Genomic DNA, 22,072 nt, shown 5'->3' with positions numbered 1-22,072 from the left:
AAAACAGTATCTTTACTTTACAGACTTTACCAGGTTATTTCGGCTAAAATTTCATTCTCTTTTACTTTTCCTAACTGAATTGTTCTTAGAGTTCTCGAAACTTTTCCTGCTTTTGTAGTATAAATTTCAACCATTACTGTTGCTGGGCCGTTTTCTGTCAATTCGCTTTCGCCAAAATAATTGGTCTTGATTTGATATTTACCTTTTCTAGCATTTCGAATTAAATATTGCTCTGGTCCGTAACCTTGCGTAAAATCTTTTGAAAATCTTGCGCCTGCCTCTGTTGTCTTGTGAGCATAGTAACACTCTTCGCCAGTTGGCTCAATAACATGTAAATCTAAATCTACATCCATTAAATTCCAGTTCATGATAATTCTAACATCAACAGGCAATTTCGAAAGGTATTTTTTATCGAGCTTGGTTGTTTTTATTTCAGAATGTTCCGAAACTAATCGATTGATATCCATCAGAATAATATCTTCTACTCCTTGATATTGTCCATTCATTTCGCCGTAATAATTTACTTCAAGCGATTTTATCAATTGGTCGAATGCCTCCTGATATTTTTGGGCATCTTCAAGCGCCAAAGCATAATCTCTTAAACTCTGCGGTTCATGAGCTCTCCATTTTGCTACTTGTTCTGCTGTAAAAACTGCATCATTATAAGATTTCCATTGTCGTAAAGTATACGTCAAGGTTTTATAAAGCTGATGATTCTCTAAACCTAAATCGGCAATATTACTGATAATCAGCAATGCTTTTTTAACATCGCCTTGATTGTAGAAAAAATGGGCCACATCAAAATAGAAACTAGGATTTCTTTCGTTTGATTTTCGAAGTTCAAAATACAAATCATACTGCTTTTCTTTTGGTGCCGATGCCAAAGCTTTTAAATACAATCGATCCGGATTCCAAGTTTTGGTTTCGTTTTCGGAAATATTATCATTCACATATCCTTCAGTTATATTTAAAGTATCTTGTCTCATTTCACTACTAGCAACTTCTCCATTATTAACAGCAACTCCCGAAACTTTATTTGCCAAAACTTGCGAAATATCTTCATTTTCTGAAATATCCTTAGCCGAAACGGTTTGAATGCTACCAGTAACGCTTTTTCTCTTAACAGTTGCTGCATAGGCCGTTACCACAACTTCTTCCAATTTAGAAGATTTTTCCATTCTTTTATTATTCTCCTCTCTTTCTTCAACAGCTCTTGCGCGAGCAACGGGTTCATCAACAGTTAAAACCGCATCTGGATCAGCTCTACTTGTTCTTGGACTCGAAACAACCACTTCTGCAAGCTGCGCATTCTGTTCTCGTAATACGACTCTAACCAGGTTGTTTCTACGTACATTAAACCGAGCAGGTTCTGTACCAACAAAGGAAACAACAAGTTCGCTGTTTTCAGGAGCCTGAATGGTAAATTTCCCATCAAAATCGGTACTAACTCCTTGTCTTTGTCCTCTTACAACAACGGTAGCTCCAGGCAAAGCAATTCCTTGAGAATCCTCTACAATTCCCGAAACAAAACCTTCTCTCACATTTGTACTTCTTTGCAAAGTTGTACTAGTAGCATTACTATTAGATCTTCTCGAATTTTCAATGTTAGATGTAACAGCTTTTGGCTTTACATATTTTATATTTTGTGTCCACCAGCTGTCTAATTCATTAAAATAATGCTCAATATTTTGCCAGTTGTTTTTCTGCTGTGCAAGTCGGCTCTCTTGTTCCTGTTTTTTAATGCGGTCAAATTCGGCGCGAAGTTCGGCCGGCGGTACAATATCATACGAAATATAATCACGAATGTCTTCCAAAACAATCAGCGAAGTGTTTTTGGTCACGATTCCGAATTTTTTTCCTAAAAGTTCAATTTCATCTGCATTTTTTGTGTACTGCAATTCAAGATTGGCTATCTTTTTTTGTGCCCAAAGTTTTTCTACATTAATATCCGCCGTGTTTTGAACTGTCGCATCTAAAACTATTTTTCTTTCTAAAACAGCTTTATTCCCGTACCCAAAAAGCAGTGTAATTTCATTCTCTGGATTTAAGGAAATTCCAGAAAAACTAAAACTTCCTGAAACTGTAGTTCCTGCCATCGGAAACAAATCTGTAACAGTAAGATTCTCTTGAATGCCCAAAAACTTCAAACTAACATTCGTCAATTTGTCTAAAGCCGTTTCAGAATTTATCTGATTTAGATTGATTAAATTTCCTCCAGTTTGCATTGTTGCGTAATTCAGAAAAGCAAAATCAGCAGAGACTGAAGATGTAATTGCGTAAACAGGCTTTTTAGTTTTTGGGAGGACATTTTCACTCAACGAAGATAATCCGTCAGAAAAGAATAAATATTCATTCTGATTTTCAAAATTGATTTGTGAAAAACGAGTACCTCCATCGTATTTTGTTTTTTCTAAAGCGTTTTTTAACTCAGACCAGTTTCCATTAGAAATCACAAATTCTTTCTGTTTTTCGAAAGTATAATTTAGAAAATACAATGTCACTTTTGTGTTTTTTATCTTTTGAAAATAAGCTTCAAGCAAGTTCAATTCTTTTTTTAAATCCCGATTTTTACAACTCAAGGAATTATCCCAAATCAATCCGATTGAGTTAGGTGTTTTCTTTGGCATATTCGCACCATCCACAAAAGCATTTCCGTAGAAGTAATATTGTCCGCCAACATTCTGCATTACAATACTCGGAATATTTTGCTGAATCGGAATCTTAAAAAGCAGTTTTTCAGAAGGCTGGTAATTTTCTTTTTTCATAGAGGCCTCAAAAGACTGATTCCATTTAGAAAAAACAATTTCTTTTTCAGAATCTCCAGTTACCGCCGGTTGTGCAGCCGCTCCCAAAACCGAAACATTAATCTCAAACTTATCCAGCTTTTTAGGATAACGGCTCAAAAACTGATACCCCAAATTATCTTTGTCTGATGCCGAAAGCTCTTCTTCATAACCAATCACTACAATTCGTTCTCCGTTTGGCATTAACGGATAAATTCTCGTTTTAAAATTATTCCCGTCTACTTTTTCCAATAAACCTGGATCCACTCGACGGTGTTCGATAGCTTCAAAAACTTGTTTCCCTTTGTTTTTGTTTACAGGAACGGCTTCTCTCAATTTGCCGTTAATGTCAATTGCGTATCTTGAAACCGAAACATTTTCTGGTAACGGAAAAATTAGTTCTGCTTCCATCTGACGATTTCCAGAATTGAAAAAATGCATTTCTGCCGTCGTATAAGCTATATTACCAACAACTTTTACATGTACTTTTAATTGGCTCACTCGCACTTTCTCGGCATCATCTCCTTTAACTGTGAGTTCGGGACTTTGAGCAAAAACCTTAGTCCCAAAAGAAAGCATGAAACAAAGAAGTAATTTGAAACTTGTTTGAGAAAATAATGTCATTGGTGAAAGCAATTTTGGTTTCATGGCATAGATTTTTAAAGTTGTATAATGATATAGAGAACAAAAAGTTTCAAAAGGTTGGGAAGGAGTAAAAAAATAACCATATAAACGATATAAGGAAATTTTAGTTCTGTGTTAAACATAGCCTAAGGCTTAAACCTGAAACAGAGATTAGAATTAAATGCTTAAAAATGGAATATGGATTGCGTTCTCAACGTTGAAACCTTTGGCTATAATTAAAACAAAAATCCCCACCACTTCTTTTCGAAGTAATAGGGATTTTAAAAAAACAATCTATTTTCAATTAATGCTATAAGAAATTCAAGGCCAAAGTTTAGCAAAAACTTAATTATCTTATATCACTTATATGGTTTAAAGAAAATTATGCATTGAAAATTTTCTCTTGGTGACCAATACTTTCTTGGTGAATTGCTTTGAACATTCTTAAAACGAATTCTTCAGTAAGACCTTTTTTCTCTCCTTCCAAAATCATTTTTCCTAAGATTTCGTTCCAACGGTTGTTTTGAAGAATCGCAACGTTAGCGTCTTTTTTCACCTGACCAATTTCGTCAGCCACTTTCATACGTTTTCCTAACAATTCTAATAAGTTAGCATCCAAAACATCGATGTTAGCTCTTAGTTTTTTCATTTTTTGGCTGTACTCGTCTGTAGTATCATCCGTTTTTCTGATCGTCAAATCTTTAATGATTTGCTTCAAAGCATCTGGAGTAACTTGCTGTGCAGCATCAGACCAAGCATTGTCTGGATCGATGTGCGTCTCGATGATCATACCATCGTAGTTCAAATCTAAAGCTTCTTGCGTTACTTCGAAAATCATTTTACGATCTCCAGTTATGTGAGATGGATCAATGATTAATGGTAAATCAGGGAATTTATTTTGTAATTCGATAGCAATCTGCCACTCTGGAATGTTTCTGTATTTTGTTTTTTCGTAAGTTGAGAAACCTCTGTGGATAACTCCTAATTTCTCGATTCCAGCCATATGTAAACGCTCAACACCACCTAACCATAAAGCTAAATCTGGGTTTACAGGGTTTTTAACCAAAACAATTTTATCTGTTCCTTTTAAAGTATCAGCAATTTCCTGAACTGCGAAAGGGTTTGCCGTTGTACGTGCTCCAACCCATAAAACGTCGATATCATATTCTAAAGCTAGTTTACAGTGCGCTGCAGTCGCAACCTCAGTTCCCATTAATAAACCAGTTTCAGCTTTTGCTTTTTGTAACCATTTTAATCCAATTTCTCCAATACCCTCAAATCCTCCTGGACGAGTTCTTGGTTTCCAGATTCCAGCTCTGAAAACACTTACTTTTGAATCTTTTAATTCGTGAGCGATTTTCAAAACTTGATCTTCAGTTTCTGCACTACAAGGTCCAGCTATCACAAGTGGGTGATTTAAATTGAAATCTTCTAACCACTTTCTCATTTCTTTCTTATTTTCCATCTTTATTCTAATTTACTTTTTAGTTGTTGTTAATCCGTTTAGTATTTCTTTTATTTTATTTGTGCTTTCCATTTCTTCAAAAATGGCGTTATAATCTTCTTCTTTCAGCAAATCTCTAAATCGACTGAGATTTGCAATATAAGCTTCTAATGTTTCTAGAACGTATTCTTTATTCTGCTTAAAAATCGGTGTCCACATTGCTGGCGAACTTTTGGCTAAACGAACAGTGCTTTCAAATCCACTTCCCGCCATATCAAAAATATCCTGTTCGTCTTTTTCTTTATTCATTACTGTTTTCCCAAGCATAAACGAACTGATGTGCGATAAATGCGAAACGTAAGCAATGTGTTTGTCGTGCGAAACGGGATCCATATATCGAATTCTCATTCCAATTGAACTGAAAAGATTCAATGCTTTTTCTTGTAATTTAAATGCGGTCTTTTCGACTTCGCAGATAATGTTTGTTTTTCCTTGAAACAAACCTCTAATTGCTGCCGATGGTCCCGAAAACTCTGTTCCAGCAATTGGGTGCGTAGCAATAAAATTTCTTCTTTTCGGGTGACTCGCAACTGCTTCACAAATTGGCTTTTTCGTCGAACCTACTTCAAAAACAATTGTTTTATCTCCGACTGCGTCCAAAACTTTAGGTAAAACCGTCAGCGCTACATCTACGGGAACCGAAACAATTACAAAATCGGCTTTTTGAAGATCCTCAAAACTTCCCGCTTCGTCAATAACTCCCAAATCAATTGCCTGCTGCAAATGCTGTTCGTTGCTATCGATTCCTAAAATAGTCGCATCAGGATAACGTCCTTTGATGTCTAACACCATCGAACCGCCAATTAATCCTATTCCTATTACGTATACTTTCATATTTCTTTTTATTTGAAGCTGTTTCCTGCTATCCGTTTCAATCTTTTCCGCCGAACCCCAGCGCAAAAGGATTTCCACTTCTATCAGGGCTAGGGCTTCTCGTTTTTCAAGACCTTTTATGTCTCCTGCAAGGTTTCCAAAACCTTGTAGGTTTATATTATTAAGACCTTCAGTCTTATACCTACAAGGTTTTGGAAACCTTGCAGGAAATCTTAATACTTAATTCTACAGTCTTAATACTAAAATCGATCAATCGCTTCTTGAACTTTTTCTTCTTTTACACACAATGAGAATCTGATATATCCTTCGCCGTTGCTTCCAAAAATGGTTCCCGGCGTGATGAAAATATGTTTCTCATATAATATTTCGTCAATGAACTTCTCTGCTGATTCGATTCCTTCTGGAAGTTTTGCCCAAACAAACAATCCTACTCCTTCCTTATATACTTTACAGTTTAACTTTTCTGCTAGTTTTTCCGTTAATTCTCTGCGGCGTCTGTAAATTTTGTTTTGGTCTTCGAACCAAGATTTATCACATTTTAAAGCAGCGATAGCGCCTTTCTGAATTCCGTAAAACATACCGCTGTCCATGTTGCTTTTTACTTTTAGGACTGCATCAATAATTTCAGGATTCCCTAAAACCATTCCGACTCTCCAGCCTGCCATGTTGAATGTTTTACTTAGCGAATTCAACTCTAAAGCCACTTCTTTCGCTCCTTCAACTTGCAATAAACTCATCGGATTATCATTTAAAACAAAACTATACGGATTGTCATTAATCAATAAGATATTGTGTTTTTTAGCAAAAGCAACCAATTTTTCAAACAACGCTAAACTTCCTCTCGCTCCTGTCGGCATGTGCGGATAACCCAGCCACATTATTTTTACTTTCGAAAGATCCAGTTTTTCAAGAGCTTCAAAATCCGGTTCCCAGCCATTTTCTTCTTTCAAATCATAATAAACTGGAACTGCCTGAACCAAATTGGTTACCGAAGTATACGTTGGATAACCCGGATTCGGAATCAAAACGTGATCGCCTTCATTTAAAAATGCTAACGAAATGTGCATAATTCCTTCTTTTGAACCCATAAGAGGTAAAATCTCGTTATTCGGATTCACTTCAACACCAAACTGATCACGATAGAAATCCGCCATCGCCTGTCTCATTTCTGGCAATCCCTGATAGCTTTGATAGCCATGCCCATTTTCGTCTTGAATTGCCGCAGCGACTGCTTCAATTACTGCTTTTGACGGACTCAAATCAGGGCTTCCAATTCCCATATTGATGATCGGTTTTCCTTCAGACATCAACTGACGAACTTCTCTTAATTTTGACGAGAAGTAGTATTCTTCAACTGTGTCTAATCGTTTTGCTGTTGTAATCATGATTTCTATTTATTCTCTTTTAGAGTTTTTTATTTCGTAAGCAAAGTCAAAAACTTTTAACTTCTAACCTATAACTTTTAACTTTCTTAAGGTCTAGTATTCTTATATTCTCCCAGCACTTTAAAATATTCTGCCATAATGTTTAATAATGCTTTAGCTTTTGCAAAATCTTCGTATTTCTCGAATGTCACGTCTACGAAGAATGAATATTTCCAAGGCGTTTCGATTTTTGGAAGCGACTGGATTTTTGTCAAATTCAGTTTACAGTCGCTCATTACATTTAAAACCGCCGCCAAACTTCCTCTTTTATGATCTAACTCAAATTTGATTGACGCTCTGTTGATTTCACTTTCCGGCAAAAATGAATTTTGCTTTTTGATGATTACGAAACGCGTCATATTGTTTTTGATTGTTTGAATCGATGATGCAATAATATCCAGATCATACATTTCAGAAGCTGTTACACTTGCAATTGCCGCAATTCCAGTTAACTGTTTTTCCTGAATTCTTCTTGCTGTTTCAGCCGTATCTTTATCCTCAATCAATTTGATATTTGGATATTGTTTCAAGAAATCCATGCATTGCAAAAGTGCCATTGGGTGCGAATGAACTTCTCTGATATCTTCAATTTTCTGACCTTTTAAAGCCATTAAATTTTGCTGAATATTCAAATAATGCTCTCCAATAATGTGCAAATTGTTCTTGTCAATCAATGCATAATTTGGAATAATCGGACCTGCAATTGAATTTTCAATCGCCATAACGGCCTGATCAGATTTTCCGGCAATAAGGCTGTCGATCAGTTCTTCAAAAGACAAACATTCATCAATATCCACATTTTCAGAGAAATACTCTTTCACAACCTGATGATGAAATGATCCTTTAATACCTTGTATTGCAATTTTCGTTGTCATATAGTCAAAAAAAAATCCTGATTTGCATCAGGATTGTATATTAGTTTTATTTGTCTTAATTTTTATCTCAAATAACCATAGCACAATCCTGACTTCTACTAAAGAAGAAATAAAAATTGTTGCTAAAATAAAAACGGTTAGTTGCCATTTTGTTTGTGTTATTTTGTAAATTCTCTGCGAATGTATAAATTATTTTTAGTGCACCAAAAAAAAGATTGCATTTTATGAAACAAAAAAGGATTTCTTAACAAATTTAGGAGGTTTTGTATGATAATGTAAAAAAACTGCCTTAAAATGAGAATATTAAAATGAGGTTCTGAGGTTCTGAGTAGCTAAGGCGCTAAGTTTTTTCACTACAAATTCACGAATTAGCGCAAATTTTTGTGGTTGTTTGATTCAAATTTCTCAAATTACTCGGTCTTTTTTTGTCATTTCGACTGAAAGGAGAAATCACACTCGAAATTCCGCAAACCAATCTACACAATCTTGTCATTTCGAAGGAGAAATCTCCGCAAGTAACTCCGCAATCTAAATAGCCAATCTTTGTAGAGCTTCTCGTGGAGATTTCTCGTTCGTCGAAATGACAAAAATTTGCGATTATCCAAATAACCCCGAAACCGGTTTATTCAAAATCCCAATTTTACTATAATCAAAATTCATTTTTTCCTTTAGTAGAGAAGCATAGACACTTCTAAAATCGATTTCATACTTTAAATCGCCATTATCGAGATCAGCTAAATTTGGATTCTTTCCTAAAATAGTTCCTTTGTTATTGCCTCCGATGACAAACATTGGCGCGGCAGTTCCGTGGTCGGTTCCGCTGCCGTTGTCTTTTACGCGTCTTCCAAATTCTGAAAAAACTACGATTGTGACATTCTGCAATAATTGAGCTTGTTTTAAATCGGAATAAAAACTGTATAACGAATCGTTTAAATCGGTTAATTTTCGTTCGTGAATGGCAAGCTGATTATCATGCGTATCAAATCCGTTTAGAGATGTATAATATACTTTTGAATTTAGATTTCCTTTTATTAATCTCGCAATCCATTCTAAATTTTTAGATAATTCGGTTTTCGGATAACTGATTTCGTTTTTTGATTTCGCCAAAGCTTTCTGTATTTCATCTGAACCTTCGGTAACGGAATTGGCAATTTTTCGAACAAAATCTAAATGCGGATTTTTAGACAATGTCACATTTTCTTCTTTTGGTTTTACCTTAAATCTATCCGGGTCTTTTACCGTTATAAAATTCGGTTCAACTCCTTTTAATGCCAAATTATCAATCGAATCTAAATTGATTCCGGCTGTCGCCTGATGTCCGTTGCATTGTAAATCCAGAAATCTTCCGAGCCAGCCTTCGTTTATATATTTATTAGAATCTGTTGCGGTCTGCCAGATTTCCTGACTTCTAAAATGAGAACGAATCGGTTCCGGATAACCCACATTTTGAATTACCGTTAAATCTCCGTTTTGCTGCATTTGGGCAAAATCTTTTAGCGAAGGATGAAATGCCATTCCTTTATTTTTTCCGACAACTAAATCTTTATTTAAAGCAATCTTCGTTCGTAAATCATAATATAACGGATCGTCGTACGGAATAAAAGTATTCAATCCGTCGTTTCCGCCATTCAATTGCACAAAAACAATACATTGCTCTCCGACAACCAAATTATTCTGCGAACCAAAAGCATGTAAAAAATCAGGAAGCACCAGCATTCCTCCTGTAAAAGTCCCAGTCAGTGTTAAAAAAGTTCTTCTGTTCATGATTACTACTTTTAGATTAATTGATATTCTGGAAGTTTGGTGATGTAATTAAAAAGTCTCAAGACAGCAAAATCGGCATGCGGATCTTTCGGATCAAAATCATATTTCAATAGATTTTCCATATCTTTTTGAGCCGAATTGCTGACATTAAATAATAATCTTTCGGATAATTCAGAAATGATGGTTTTGTTGTTTCCATCCGAATCAAAAGCAACTTTCACGGAAACTTTTTCATATTCCGATTTTTCTTTTTCGACTCCGTTCATCATCGTTTTGAGAACTTTTCTATTCAGACTTTTTCCACTGCACAATAAATCGGCTGTATTGTTTCTTTGAAGATAAATCTGCGAGGTCAGCCATGAATTTCCGCCATCCCAGCCTTTTACATTCACCTGATTGTACAAATCCATTCCCTGCTGCTTTATAAACGTCATAATTGCAGCATCATTTACATTCTCCATCTGCAATTCATCACAGAGTTGTAAAATATAAACCAGCGGATTTTTGATTTTATTCCCAGAATTTTCTTTTTTAAATTCTTCTGTAAAAATTTTAGTCAATAAAGGTTCAATTTCAAACTTTTGCTTTCGGAAATAATCACCGTAATAAACAACCAGATCTTGAGGAGGATTATCATAAATAAACCATTTCAGAATTTTTCGAGTAATGAGATACGGAATATTTTTCTGTTCGAAAATAATATCCACTAAATCATCTGCTTTCCAGTTTCCTGTTTTTCCAAAATAGGTTTTATCGCTGTTGTCTTCAATATTTTTTCTATAAACCGCCCCATCATCACCAACATTTAATCCTGCTAAAGCTTTGGCTCCGTTTTTAATATCATCTTCGGTATAATTCCCAATTCCGATTGTAAATAGTTCGAGTAATTCGCGACTTAAATTCTCGTTTACTTTTCCTTTCTTATTATCGCCATTGTCTAAGTACCGAACCATGGCATTTGATTTCAGGATCTGTTTGGTCAATTCTTTAAAATTCCCAAAGGCATTTTCTCTTAAAATCATATTGTGCTGGTAAATCCAGTAATTGATTTTTACTTTTTGGGAAGTCGAAACAAAATGATTGTGCCAGAAACAAACCATGTTTTCACGTAACGGAAATTCGTCGTTACGCATTTTCGCAATCCACCATTTTTTGAATTCGGCAGTCGCCTGATTTTCTTTTTTCTGAATTTCCTTTTTTGTTTCCGGATCTGAAGTTTTAATGATTTCCCTAACTTGTTTCAACTCTAAAGTAGTTTTAGGCTGATCTTGCAGAAAGCCTGGAATTGCTGTATCAAATTTTGAATTATAAGATTGCTTTAGAAATTTTTCTAAGCCGAGTTTTTCAATTTTTGAAGTTTGTTTTCCTGAAAAACCTAATCGTAAGGACCAAAGACTGCTTTTTTTCATCGTTCAGAAATTATTACAATAAGACTCGATTCTCTTTTAAAGGTTTAAAAGAGAAGGTTCTGAGCTACTTAGATGCTAAGGTGCTAAGTTTTGAAAGTCTTTGGTAATAATTAGAACGGGGAATTTTCGGAGATATTGTTTTCACATTATTGAACAACCATAATCAAAATTGAACAACCATTATCAAATATAGGCCGTGGTTTCAACCACGGGAGACGAATTGGGGTGATGCGCTGTGTTCCCGTGGTTGAAACCACAGGCTATGTTCAACAAATAATCATTGAATCATAGGCTCCTCTTAATATAAACATTCATCAACGAATTCTTTATTTTCATTTAGATATAGAAAATAATTACCTGACTTTATCTGATTCTTATAAAGTTCTAATTTAATTTAATTTAATTTCAATACATGGAGTTGGAATAAAATCATGGTCGATTAAAATCGATATGGATTTTGATATAACACTATCAAACTTTAAATCTTCATATTCTTGCGAATCGATATTTTGAAAATATTGTGTTGCAAGATTATAAAACTCTTTTTTATTGCGAACTGCTTTTTCCAATAATCCATTTTTTGCTATCACTTGTAAATTTATAATTTTATTGATAACTCTAAGTGCCCACCTAAACCAAGTTCTACAATTTTCTGAAGTGTCGAAAACTTAACTTCTTTTACATTGTTCTCAATCTTTGAAATATACGATTTTGTTGTCCCTGCTTTTATCGCAAGTTCTTCCTGAGTCATTCCTTTTTGAAGTCTCGCTTCTTGAAGCAATACCCCTATTTTAAAGCTTTCATAACCTGCTTCTAGCTCATCACGTTTTGGTGTTCCTACTTTTCCGTAATGCTGTTCAATAAAATCTTCCAAGCTAGTTAAGTTTTTATTTTTCGTTTTCATATTCCTTTTTAATTTTCAAAGCTTTTTTAATTTCTTTCCTTGGTGTTTTTTGAGTTTTCTTTTGAAATCCATTAGCTAAAACAATTAATCTTCCTTCGTCGAAAAAACAAAAAATTCTAAATATATTACTCCCCAACTGAATTCTAATTTCATAAAGCCCATCGGTATTGTCAATATATTTTAAATATGTAGATGGAATTTTTTCAGCATATTCTATTACTCGTATTGTCCAGATTATTTTTGCTTTGACTTTTTCTTCTTGTTTATTAAAAAAAATTTCAAAATAATCTTTAAAGAAAAAAACAAATCTAAACTTTGAATCATTATTCATCTTAGCAAATATATAAAAGTTGTTCTTAAGTGAAACATTTGTCATTACATAAGTTTCAAAAAAAACAAATATAAATAAAAACTTACAAAAACAAATAGCAACAAAAAAAAGCAGCTATCATTACAATAACTGCTTTCGTATTTTAAAAATCTAAACTCTAAAATTAACTTCCACACATTTCACAATCCTCCGGTTCAGCTGACTGTGCTTTTAAAAGCATTGCTTTATAGTCTTCAACACTGATTGATTCCGTTTCTTGAACTAATGACGGAGCTGTTTCTTGTTTTTTATCGTTGTTTAATGTGAATTTAATCGCATCTACGGCCGCTTTTGTTCTTAGGTAATACATTCCTGTTTTTAAACCAGACTGCCAAGCGTAGAAGTGCATTGACGTTAGTTTAGAATAGTTGGCATCCTGCATGAACAAGTTCAACGATTGAGATTGGTCAATAAAATATCCTCTTTGACGAGACATATCGATAATATCTTTCATCGACATTTCCCAAACTGTTTTATAAAGATTTTTTAAGTCTTGTGGAATGATGTTGATGTTTTGAACAGAACCATTATGACGCATAATTTCTTGTTTCAAATCTTCGTTCCATAAACCTAATTTTACTAAATCTTCCAGTAAATGTTTGTTTACTACGATAAACTCTCCAGACAATACACGACGAGTGTAAATGTTTGATGTATATGGTTCAAAAGCTTCGTTGTTTCCTAAGATTTGAGAAGTAGAAGCAGTTGGCATTGGCGCTACTAATAATGAGTTACGAACTCCGTGCTCCATAACTTCTTTTCTTAATGAAGCCCAGTCCCAACGACCCGATAATTCCTCGTCTTTTAATCCCCACATGTTGTATTGGAATTCTCCTTGCGACATTGGCGAACCTGCAAAAGTAGAATACGGCCCTTCTTCTTTTGCCATTTCCATAGAAGCAGTTACAGCTGCAAAGTATAATGTTTCAAAAATCTCTTGGTTTAATTTTTTAGCCTCGTCACTTGTAAACGGCATACGTAACATGATGAAAGCATCGGCCAAACCTTGCACTCCTAATCCAACCGGACGGTGACGCATGTTTGAATTTTCAGCTTCTTTTACCGGATAGTAGTTTCTGTCGATTACTTTGTTCAGATTACGAGTTACATGTTTTGTAACATTGTAAAGAGATTCGTGATTGAATTCTCCGTTTTCGATAAACATTGGCAACGAGATTGAAGCCAAGTTACAAACTGCAATTTCATCTTTTGAAGTAAACTCCATAATCTCTGTACACAAGTTTGAAGAACGAATTGTTCCTAAATTCTTGTGGTTTGATTTACGGTTTGCTGCATCTTTGTACAACATATATGGCGTTCCGGTCTCGATTTGTGACTCAAGGATTTTCTCCCATAATTCACGAGCACGGATTGTTTTTCTTCCTTTTCCTCTAAATTCATAATCAGTATACAAAGCTTCGAATTCTTCTCCGTAAACATCATATAAACCTGGACATTCGTTAGGACACATTAAAGTCCAAGTTGAATCTTCCTGAACACGTTTCATGAATAAATCTGAAGTCCACATGGCGAAAAATAAATCTCTCGCACGCATTTCTTCTTTTCCAGTGTTTTTCTTTAAATCCAAAAATTCAAAGATATCGGCATGCCACGTTTCGATGTAAATCGCAAAACTTCCTTTACGTTTCCCTCCACCTTGATCTACATAACGAGCTGTATCGTTGAACACTCTCAACATCGGAACAATTCCGTTTGAAGTTCCGTTTGTACCGCGAATGTAAGATCCAGTCGCACGAACATTATGAATAGACAAACCAATTCCCCCCGCTGACTGCGAAATTTTTGCGGTTTGTTTTAAAGTATCATAAATACCGTCAATACTGTCATCCTGCATTGCCAAAAGGAAACAAGAAGACATTTGCGGTTTTGGAGTTCCTGCGTTGAACAACGTTGGCGTTGCGTGCGTAAAGAACTTTTTAGACATTAAATCGTAAGTTTCAATAACCGATTTTAAATCGTCTAAGTGAATCCCAACAGACACACGCATCAGCATGTGTTGTGGACGCTCTACAATTTTTCCATTTATTTTAAGAAGATAAGAACGCTCTAAGGTCTTGAACCCAAAATAATCGTAATTAAAATCTCTGGTATAAATAATATGAGAATCTAAAAAAGCGGCATTTTCCTGAATCACCTTGTACACGTCATCTGCAATTAATGGCGCGTCTTGACCGTTTCTTGGATTTACGTAATTGTACATATCTTTCATCGTTTCAGAGAAAGATTTTTTGGTATTAGAGTGTAAATTCGAAATTGCCACACGAGCTGCCAATTGTGCGTAGTCTGGATGGGCAATGGTCATAGATGCTGCAGTTTCTGCTGCAAGATTATCCAATTCAGAAGTCGAAACTCCGTCATACAATCCTTCGATAACTCTCATCGCTACCTTTACCGGATCTACAAGCTCGTTCAAGCCGTAGCACAATTTTTTGATTCTTTCTGTAATCTTATCAAACATTACGGGCTCTCTGTGGCCATCTCTTTTTACTACATACATAAGCTTACCTTTTATGGTTATTGAAAAAATTGAAGTAACTAGAAAACGAATTCCAGCACTTAAACATTGCGTGTTTTTAAATTAAATTTAGAGAATTACCAAATTCTCAATAGTTACTCGTTTCAAATTCGAAAATCGAATTTAAATGCGTCAAAAATTGCTATTGAATCTGCGACTTGGGGAAAGTGATTCAACCTTAAATAATGTTTTGTAATCTTTTTTCAGCGTCCCTTGAAGAGCAGACGCTAAAAGTATTTTTGTTGTCTAAAAATCTGCATCGAATGAAATTTTCTGAGCATCGCTGTCGGTGTTCATCACACCAGATTTTTGATACTCTGCAACACGTTTTTCAAAGAAATTAGTTTTTCCTTGAAGAGAAATCATGTCCATGAAATCGAATGGATTTGCTGACCCATAAACACGCTCACAACCCAATTCTACAAGAAGTCTATCGGCAACAAACTCTAAATACTGTGTCATTAAACCAGCATTCATACCAATCAAACTTACCGGAAGAGACTCAGTTACAAACTGTCTTTCGATATCCAATGCATCAACAATAATTTCTTTAATTCTTTCTTTTGGTACTTTGTTTACCAAATGGTGATTGTGCAAGTGAACTGCAAAATCACAATGTACGCCTTCGTCACGAGAAATCAATTCATTAGAGAAAGTTAAACCTGGCATCAAACCACGTTTTTTCAACCAATAAATGGAACAGAAAGCACCTGAGAAAAAGATACCTTCAACAGCAGCAAAAGCAATAAGCCTCTCAGCAAACGAATCCGATTCAATCCATTTTAAAGCCCATTCTGCTTTTTTTCCAATTGCAGGAAATACTTCCAAAGCATTAAACAATTCCGCTTTTTCAGTATCATCTTTTACATAAGTATCAATTAATAAAGAATAAGTCTCACTATGAATATTCTCCATCATGATTTGAAATCCATAAAAAAACTTCGCTTCTGGATATTGAACTTCATTTACAAAGTTCTCAGCCAAGTTTTCATTAACGATTCCGTCAGAAGCGGCAAAAAATGCTAAAATATGCTTGATGAAATATCTTTCATCGTCATTCAATTTATTATTCCAGTCCGTCAAGTCTTGGTGCAAATCGATTTCTTCAGCAGTCCAAAAACTCGCTTCCATCTTCTTGTACCATTCCCAAATATCATGATGTTTAATCGGAAAAATAACAAAGCGGTTTTTATTTTCTTGTAATATCGGTTCGATTTGTGACATGACTGTTTTTGTTAATTTTTTAGTGTTTTTTTACCGTTAAAATAGGCATTACAAAGATTGTCATTTCACGCCAAAAATAAAAGCCAAACTTATTCACAATTGATCGGAGTTTTTAACAACGCTCAAAAATTGCTATATTTTTCACACAACAATTAAATACCTGAAAACAAGTATTTTAAAATCCAAAAAAAGGGTTATGAGGACTGTAAAATATAGACTTTTTAATATAAAATGCAAGAAATTTTAAATACTTTTTAGAAAGTTTTTTCGAGTCAAAATTTATTTTTTTTGAGTCAAAAAAGGTGTAGAAAAAACACTAATTAATCGCCTCTGTTTTTATGATTTTTTAAGTTCTTCAGCTACCTTTTCGAGTTCTAGGTACCAGTCTTCTCCAAACCGACGAATGAGCGCTTCTTTCACAAATTTATAAACCGGAACCTCCAATTCTTTTCCAAGAGAACAAGCATCGTCGCAAATATCCCAACGGTCATAATTTACTGCGGCAAATTCTGTAAAGTCTTTTACGCGGATTGGATACAAATGACAAGAAACAGGTTTTTTCCAGTCAACAATTCCCTGATTATAGGCTTGTTCAATGCCGCAAAGAGCGGTCTGCCCATCAAAAATTACGTATGCGCAGTCTTTATTATCAATAAGCGGTGTTTCAAGATCACCATCAGTTCCTTTTAACCAAGTTCCTTGCGCTTCTATTGCTTCAATTCCTTCTTTGCGCAAAAACGGTTTTACTTTTGGATAGATTTCTTCTAAGATTTTAGTTTCAGCCTCGTTCAAAGGCGCGCCCGCATCTCCATCAACACAACAAGCCCCTTTACAAGCAGACAAATTGCATACAAATTCTTTTTCCAGAATATCCTCTGAAATAATTGTTTTACCTAACTGAAACATGATATTATTTTTAGAGTGCAAAGATAGTCAAAGAAAGCAGATATTCTTTCTTAAAATTTAACCGCAAAGTTCGCAAGGGTTTACGCAGGGTTCGCAAAGTATTATAGTTTTTTTTTATCCTTGCGAACCTTGCGTAATTCTTTGCGGATTTTTGCGGTTAAAGCAGACATTGTTACAAATATCACTTTTTTAACTATTAAAACATATTTTTATAACAAAAATACATTCTATCGAAAAAACACCTAATTTTATTATTTACTTTTGCAGCGTTTTTAAACCCTAAAAACCAAAGCGATATGTTAGAAATTAGCCTAAAGGAAATTGTAACTGTAAGTATGGTGCTTTTTGCCGTAATTGATATTGTCGGCTCAATTCCGATTATTGTGAACCTCAGAGCCAAAGTGGGACACATTGAATCTGAAAAAGCTTCTATAGTGGCAGGCGCCATTATGATTGTATTTCTTTTTGTCGGAGAAGGTTTATTGAACCTAATCGGCATCGACGTGCATTCATTTGCCGTAGCAGGATCCTTTGTTTTGTTTTTTCTAGCTTTGGAAATGATTTTAGGAATCAGAATTTACAGAGACGAAGAACCCGGATCTGCTTCTATTGTTCCTCTAGCGTTTCCGTTGATTGCCGGAGCAGGAACCATGACGACTTTACTTTCGCTTAGGTCACAGTTTCATACCATCAATATTATAATTGCAATTCTGCTCAATATAATATTGGTTTATATTGTTTTGAAGTCTTCCAAAAAAATCGAAAATCTGCTTGGTGAAAATGGACTTGGCGTTGTCCGCAAGACATTTGGGGTGATACTTTTAGCGATTGCTGTTAAATTATTCGCCGCTAATGTTAAAGGTTTGTTCGTCTAGAATTAATTTTTATACTTTTACCGCATAAAATTTCTAAAATACAGCTCTGCGGCATTTTCCCCCACTGAGTCATACTTATTATTTTGGATAACAATAAAATCTTATGAAAATTTTCACTTCAATCTTGGTGCTTATAGCATTGGCTTTAATTGTTTTTAATATTACGCAGCTCGATTTCAATAATCCTTTGCAAGGAGATAGCGGAGTTGCTCTTATTGGAATTGCCGCTTCTTTCTGTGCCGTTTTGATTCTTTTGATTTTTAGAATTTCAAAAAGAATCGAAGAAAAAATGAATGACAACAGATAATATGTTTGACGTTTTAATTATCGGCGGAGGTGTTTCAGGCATTTCTTGCGCACTGGTTTTAGGATCAGCAAAAAACAAAGCTTTTGCTGCAGACAAAAAAATCGGAATTTTTACCCATCAAAAAAGCTCTTCCTTACAAGAAGCCATTTTTTATAACGCATATGGTATAAGTCCAGGAAAGTTGGGCTCTGAACTACTTACAGAAAGCACTCAGGATTTGGCCGCGACTTACCCGCATATTGCTCAGATTCCAAATGAAAAAGTAGTTAAAGTGGAAGGAATTTATCCTGAATTTACTGTTACTACCAATAAAAACTCCTACCAAACAAAAAATATCGTTGTGGGAATTGGTTCTGCTAATACTTTCGACATTGAAGGTTTAACGGAATTTGTTGAGCCTCATAAAAAAGCATTACCTGAAAAACAGCGTATTCAACTTAAAAACGAAGACCACAAAGTTGCTGACGGCATTTATGTAATTGGAACTTTGGCTGGCTGGCGAAGTCAATTGGCTATTGCCGCAGGAAGTGGCGCTGCTGTTGCAACCGACATTCTTACTTTGTGGAATAACGGCATACAGACTCACGCACACGATAGTATTCGATAAAATTTTTAAACCATATAAGTTGTATAAGTTCATATATGCCTTACGCATAGATGAAATGAACTTACATCACTTATATGGTTTATCTTTTTCTAGTATTATTTAACCGAAACGATTTCTGTTACTTTGATATGATTTTCGTCATCGGTTTTCCATTTTTCTCCTTTTACCGAAACCACGTCACCAATCTTAAACTTTTTGTAATTCTGAGGTCCGCCTAAATTTACGATGCTGATTGTCGCAAAATAGACTTCTTTTGCATCTGTTGTAATTTTTGCAGTATACCCATCTTTTCCAGACTCGATAGAATCAACCTTTCCGGTTACGGCATTATTGCTTTTCATATTTGCACAAGAAAAGACAAAAGCCATTACAACTGCCAGAAAGCTTATTTTTTTTAGATTTTTCATAGAAATATTTTAATACAAATCTCGCAAGATTTACACTGACTTTGTTATATTTTCTTTTAAAAAATTAGTATTATTTACTCGTTGGGTGTAATTAAAAAAATAAAAGCATTTTAACACATAGAAGCATAGTTTTTTGTGCCGAAAAAAGAAAATGGAACAAACAAGTTTCCACACATAGCTAAACTATGTGCATTTACACTAGTGAAACGCCTTTTTTAAGTTTAGTTAAACTATGTTTCTATGTGTTAAAATAATTTCACCCAACGAGTTATTATTTACCAGTTGGGTCAAATTACTTTAAACACAAGAATCATATGAATTACACCCAATGGCTGATATGTCTAATTCAGTGGGACACAGCTTCCGGCAATAACTTTTAGTTGTTCGCCAAATTGTTTCCAGACACGAATATATCGTAATATCGCGTTAAGAGGATTGTTGTCAAAATTTCCTTTTAGAGAAATTGTGACGGCCACAACAGCTGTATCGCCGATTATATTTACAATTTGATCTGAGGCCTCTAGAAAATCTATTTTCATTTTTCCTGATCGGTAACTTTCCAAATCAAGTGCCTTAGTGATCGTATTTCCGTCGGGAAGATTAAAAAGAAGATCGTCATGAAGAACACTTTCCAAAACCTGAATATCGGCATTTCTAATAGCTGTCAAAAGTTCGATTTCTGCATTAACTACCAATCCTGTATCCATAAACTATTTTTTTTGATTTAGCACCGTTTTAATCATGGTGTCTTCTTTTAGAATAACATCATAATAATACAATTCGCCATATAATTGTCTTGCAAATTCTGCTGTAATATGACGATTTACCAATGCTTTGGTTTTATCCAATTTTAAATCCAAGCCTGTCTGAAGAATGTACGTTTTGAATTTCTTAAAGTACACATCCGAATTTTGCATTTTAGCCAAAAACTCCTTAAAATGAAGGCCGTCAAAAGCGTGTCTGTTTTTATCCAGTTCTTCAAAAACAAAATGTCCGACAATACCGGTCTGAAGCAAGTAAGCAACATTTTCGTTTCCGTGCTCCGCTTCAATCGGAACAAAAACATCTGGAACAATACCGCCGCCACCATAAACAATTTTGCCTTTTGGCGTTTTAAACTTCAATGAATCTGCGACTTTTATACTGTCTTTTGCATAAAGTTCTCCCGATTTTAAACGTGCCTCAGATTCTTTAAAATACTCTTCGTTTCCTTTTTTATACGGTTTTTGAATCGATCTTCCGGTTGGCGTATAATAACGTGCTACAGTCAATCTTACCGCAGATCCATCATTAAAATCCATTTCGCGCTGCACCAAGCCTTTACCAAACGAACGTCTTCCTACAATAGTTCCCCGATCATTGTCTTGCAATGCTCCAGCTAAAATCTCGCTCGCCGAAGCACTGTTTTCATTAATTAAAACATAGACTTTTCCAGTTTCAAAACTTCCGGCTTTGGTTGCGAATGTTTTTTCAGTTGATCCATTTTTGTTCTTAGTAAAAACAATCAGCTGTTTATCTTTCAGGAATTCATCGGCGATCGCTATGGCTTCTTCCATATAACCGCCGCCATTGTCACGCAGGTCAATTACAAGAGACTCAATTCCTTTTTGTTTCAATCGTGCGAGTCCAGTTTTGAATTCATTAAAAGTGGTTTCCGCAAAACGATTGATTTTTATATAACCGATTTTATTCCCGATTAAGATTGAAGCGTCTACGCTTTTTATCGGAATAACATCTCTTCTGATTTTAAATTTCAGTTTCTTCTGTTCCGATTTTCTAAAAACAGTTACTTCTATTTCGCTGCCCTGTTTCCCTTTCAGTTTAGAAAAAAGACTGTCAGACGGAAGTCCTCTTCCAAATAATTTTGTTTTTCCTGCAAATAAAATTCTGTCGCCAGATTTTAATCCAGCTTTCGCTGAAGGACCATTTTCAATAGGTTTAATAATGGCAACAGAATCTTTATACATGTAGAAATTGATTCCGATTCCAACAAAATCGCCTTTCATGCTTTCGGCAACTTCGGCTTGTTCGCTCGGCGGAATATAAACAGAATGTGGATCTAGTTTTGCCAGAATATTATCGACTGTAAGATTTACGATAGAGTCGGTATTGATATCGTCGACATATTCGTTATTGATAAAATCAATAAGTTTATTGAGTTTGGTTTTCGAATAATTTTTGGCCAAAAGCTGATCGTCTACGGGAGCATTCATAACGCTTCCGAGTACAGTTCCGAGGCCAAAGGCTGCCCCGATTACGATTGGTAAATATTTCGAATTAAATTTCATTATTCTTCTAAAACAGGAATATGTTCAACCTCAACACCCGCTTTTATTAAAAACTGAATTCCGGAATCATCACGATATCCGTTTTGATATACTACTCTTTTTATTCCAGACTGGTGAATTAACTTACTGCATTCTTTACAAGGCGAAAGCGTAATGTATAAAGTCGCTCCTTCGCAAGACTGTGTAGAGCGTGCTACTTTCAAAATTGCATTTGCCTCAGCATGCAGTACATCCCAACGGGTCAATCCGTTTTCATCTTCACAGCAGTTTTCAAATCCAGACGGAGTTCCGTTATAGCCGTCAGAAATGATCATTCTGTCTTTTACGATAATCGCTCCCACTTTTTTGCGCTGACAGTAAGAAAGCAGACTCCATTCTTTTGCAATGCGCAGATAAGCCTTATCGTATTTATTCAATTTTTTTACTTCCAT

At 35.0% G+C, this 22,072-nt stretch carries 20 protein-coding genes; 3 read left to right on the top strand and 17 right to left on the bottom strand.

Annotated elements, in window-relative coordinates; genetic code table 11:
• Nucleotides 1-26 precede the first annotated feature (26 nt).
• The 13 genes from E0W73_RS18485 to E0W73_RS18425 all read right to left on the bottom strand — a co-directional run bounded on the left by E0W73_RS18485 (nt 27) and on the right by E0W73_RS18425 (nt 17,157).
• On the bottom strand, nt 27-3,431 hold the full coding sequence (locus tag E0W73_RS18485; RefSeq protein WP_135223519.1) for a VIT domain-containing protein: 3,405 nt from the start codon (nt 3,429-3,431) through the stop codon (nt 27-29).
• A 358-nt stretch (nt 3,432-3,789) separates the two neighbouring features.
• Entirely contained in the window at nt 3,790-4,872 is a 1,083-nt protein-coding gene (locus E0W73_RS18480; protein WP_091494827.1) for a bifunctional 3-deoxy-7-phosphoheptulonate synthase/chorismate mutase type II, read from the bottom strand.
• Between the two features lie 12 nt (nt 4,873-4,884).
• Entirely contained in the window at nt 4,885-5,745 is an 861-nt protein-coding gene (locus E0W73_RS18475; RefSeq protein WP_135223518.1) for a prephenate dehydrogenase, read from the bottom strand.
• A gap of 239 nt (nt 5,746-5,984) precedes the next feature.
• Nucleotides 5,985-7,130: a pyridoxal phosphate-dependent aminotransferase gene (locus E0W73_RS18470; protein ID WP_135223517.1), complete on the bottom strand. Its 1,146-nt coding sequence runs from the start codon at nt 7,128-7,130 to the stop codon at nt 5,985-5,987.
• An 86-nt stretch (nt 7,131-7,216) separates the two neighbouring features.
• Complete coding sequence (locus tag E0W73_RS18465) at nt 7,217-8,044, bottom strand: prephenate dehydratase (RefSeq protein WP_135223516.1); 828 nt, start codon at nt 8,042-8,044, stop codon at nt 7,217-7,219.
• Between the two features lie 597 nt (nt 8,045-8,641).
• Nucleotides 8,642-9,808: a DUF1501 domain-containing protein gene (locus E0W73_RS18460; RefSeq protein ID WP_135223515.1), complete on the bottom strand. Its 1,167-nt coding sequence runs from the start codon at nt 9,806-9,808 to the stop codon at nt 8,642-8,644.
• Nucleotides 9,809-9,819: 11 nt separating this feature from the next.
• Nucleotides 9,820-11,217 carry a DUF1800 domain-containing protein gene (locus E0W73_RS18455; RefSeq protein WP_135223514.1) on the bottom strand — a complete coding sequence of 466 codons (1,398 nt, stop codon included), beginning with the start codon at nt 11,215-11,217 and terminating at the stop codon, nt 9,820-9,822.
• A 389-nt stretch (nt 11,218-11,606) separates the two neighbouring features.
• Nucleotides 11,607-11,786 (bottom strand): hypothetical protein, encoded by a 180-nt coding sequence (locus E0W73_RS18450; protein WP_135223513.1) that lies wholly within the window; start codon nt 11,784-11,786, stop codon nt 11,607-11,609.
• 29 nt (nt 11,787-11,815) lie between these two features.
• Complete coding sequence (locus E0W73_RS18445; RefSeq protein WP_135223512.1) at nt 11,816-12,121, bottom strand: helix-turn-helix domain-containing protein; 306 nt, start codon at nt 12,119-12,121, stop codon at nt 11,816-11,818.
• A complete protein-coding gene (locus E0W73_RS18440; RefSeq protein WP_394345997.1) occupies nt 12,105-12,497 on the bottom strand; it encodes a type II toxin-antitoxin system RelE/ParE family toxin in 393 nt (130 codons plus the stop codon). Before E0W73_RS18440 ends, E0W73_RS18445 begins: the two co-directional genes overlap by 17 nt.
• Before the next feature lie 118 nt (nt 12,498-12,615).
• Nucleotides 12,616-15,009 carry a ribonucleoside-diphosphate reductase subunit alpha gene (locus tag E0W73_RS18435; protein WP_135223511.1) on the bottom strand — a complete coding sequence of 798 codons (2,394 nt, stop codon included), beginning with the start codon at nt 15,007-15,009 and terminating at the stop codon, nt 12,616-12,618.
• 264 nt (nt 15,010-15,273) lie between these two features.
• Nucleotides 15,274-16,251 carry a ribonucleotide-diphosphate reductase subunit beta gene (locus E0W73_RS18430; protein ID WP_135223510.1) on the bottom strand — a complete coding sequence of 326 codons (978 nt, stop codon included), beginning with the start codon at nt 16,249-16,251 and terminating at the stop codon, nt 15,274-15,276.
• A 336-nt stretch (nt 16,252-16,587) separates the two neighbouring features.
• Nucleotides 16,588-17,157 carry a DUF3109 family protein gene (locus E0W73_RS18425; protein ID WP_135223509.1) on the bottom strand — a complete coding sequence of 190 codons (570 nt, stop codon included), beginning with the start codon at nt 17,155-17,157 and terminating at the stop codon, nt 16,588-16,590.
• A 296-nt stretch (nt 17,158-17,453) separates the two neighbouring features.
• Between E0W73_RS18425 and E0W73_RS18420 the strand changes: the two genes are divergently transcribed.
• The 3 genes from E0W73_RS18420 (at nt 17,454) to E0W73_RS18410 (ending at nt 18,946) form a co-directional block, all read left to right on the top strand.
• The gene (locus E0W73_RS18420) at nt 17,454-18,032 is read left to right on the top strand and encodes a MarC family protein (RefSeq protein WP_135223508.1); all 579 of its coding nucleotides are present in this window, start codon (nt 17,454-17,456) and stop codon (nt 18,030-18,032) included.
• Between the two features lie 103 nt (nt 18,033-18,135).
• On the top strand, nt 18,136-18,339 hold the full coding sequence (locus E0W73_RS18415) for a hypothetical protein (protein WP_135223507.1): 204 nt from the start codon (nt 18,136-18,138) through the stop codon (nt 18,337-18,339).
• Between the two features lies 1 nt (nt 18,340).
• Nucleotides 18,341-18,946, top strand: a complete 606-nt coding sequence (locus tag E0W73_RS18410; RefSeq protein WP_135223553.1) for an FAD-dependent oxidoreductase — start codon at nt 18,341-18,343, stop codon at nt 18,944-18,946.
• A gap of 95 nt (nt 18,947-19,041) precedes the next feature.
• Here E0W73_RS18410 and E0W73_RS18405 read toward each other — a convergent pair whose 3' ends face one another.
• The 4 genes from E0W73_RS18405 to E0W73_RS18390 all read right to left on the bottom strand — a co-directional run bounded on the left by E0W73_RS18405 (nt 19,042) and on the right by E0W73_RS18390 (nt 22,072).
• Nucleotides 19,042-19,353, bottom strand: a complete 312-nt coding sequence (locus E0W73_RS18405) for a hypothetical protein (protein ID WP_135223506.1) — start codon at nt 19,351-19,353, stop codon at nt 19,042-19,044.
• 341 nt (nt 19,354-19,694) lie between these two features.
• Entirely contained in the window at nt 19,695-20,060 is a 366-nt protein-coding gene (locus E0W73_RS18400; protein ID WP_135223505.1) for a nuclear transport factor 2 family protein, read from the bottom strand.
• A 3-nt stretch (nt 20,061-20,063) separates the two neighbouring features.
• Nucleotides 20,064-21,641 carry a S41 family peptidase gene (locus E0W73_RS18395; protein ID WP_135223504.1) on the bottom strand — a complete coding sequence of 526 codons (1,578 nt, stop codon included), beginning with the start codon at nt 21,639-21,641 and terminating at the stop codon, nt 20,064-20,066.
• Nucleotides 21,641-22,072: a deoxycytidylate deaminase gene (locus E0W73_RS18390; protein ID WP_135223503.1), complete on the bottom strand. Its 432-nt coding sequence runs from the start codon at nt 22,070-22,072 to the stop codon at nt 21,641-21,643. Before E0W73_RS18390 ends, E0W73_RS18395 begins: the two co-directional genes overlap by 1 nt.

Source organism: Flavobacterium foetidum, assembly GCF_004634245.1.
Taxonomy (GTDB): Bacteria; Bacteroidota; Bacteroidia; order Flavobacteriales; family Flavobacteriaceae; genus Flavobacterium; species Flavobacterium foetidum.
Note: the sequence above shows the minus strand (reverse complement) of the source record. Positions and strands in the feature narration are given on the sequence as shown.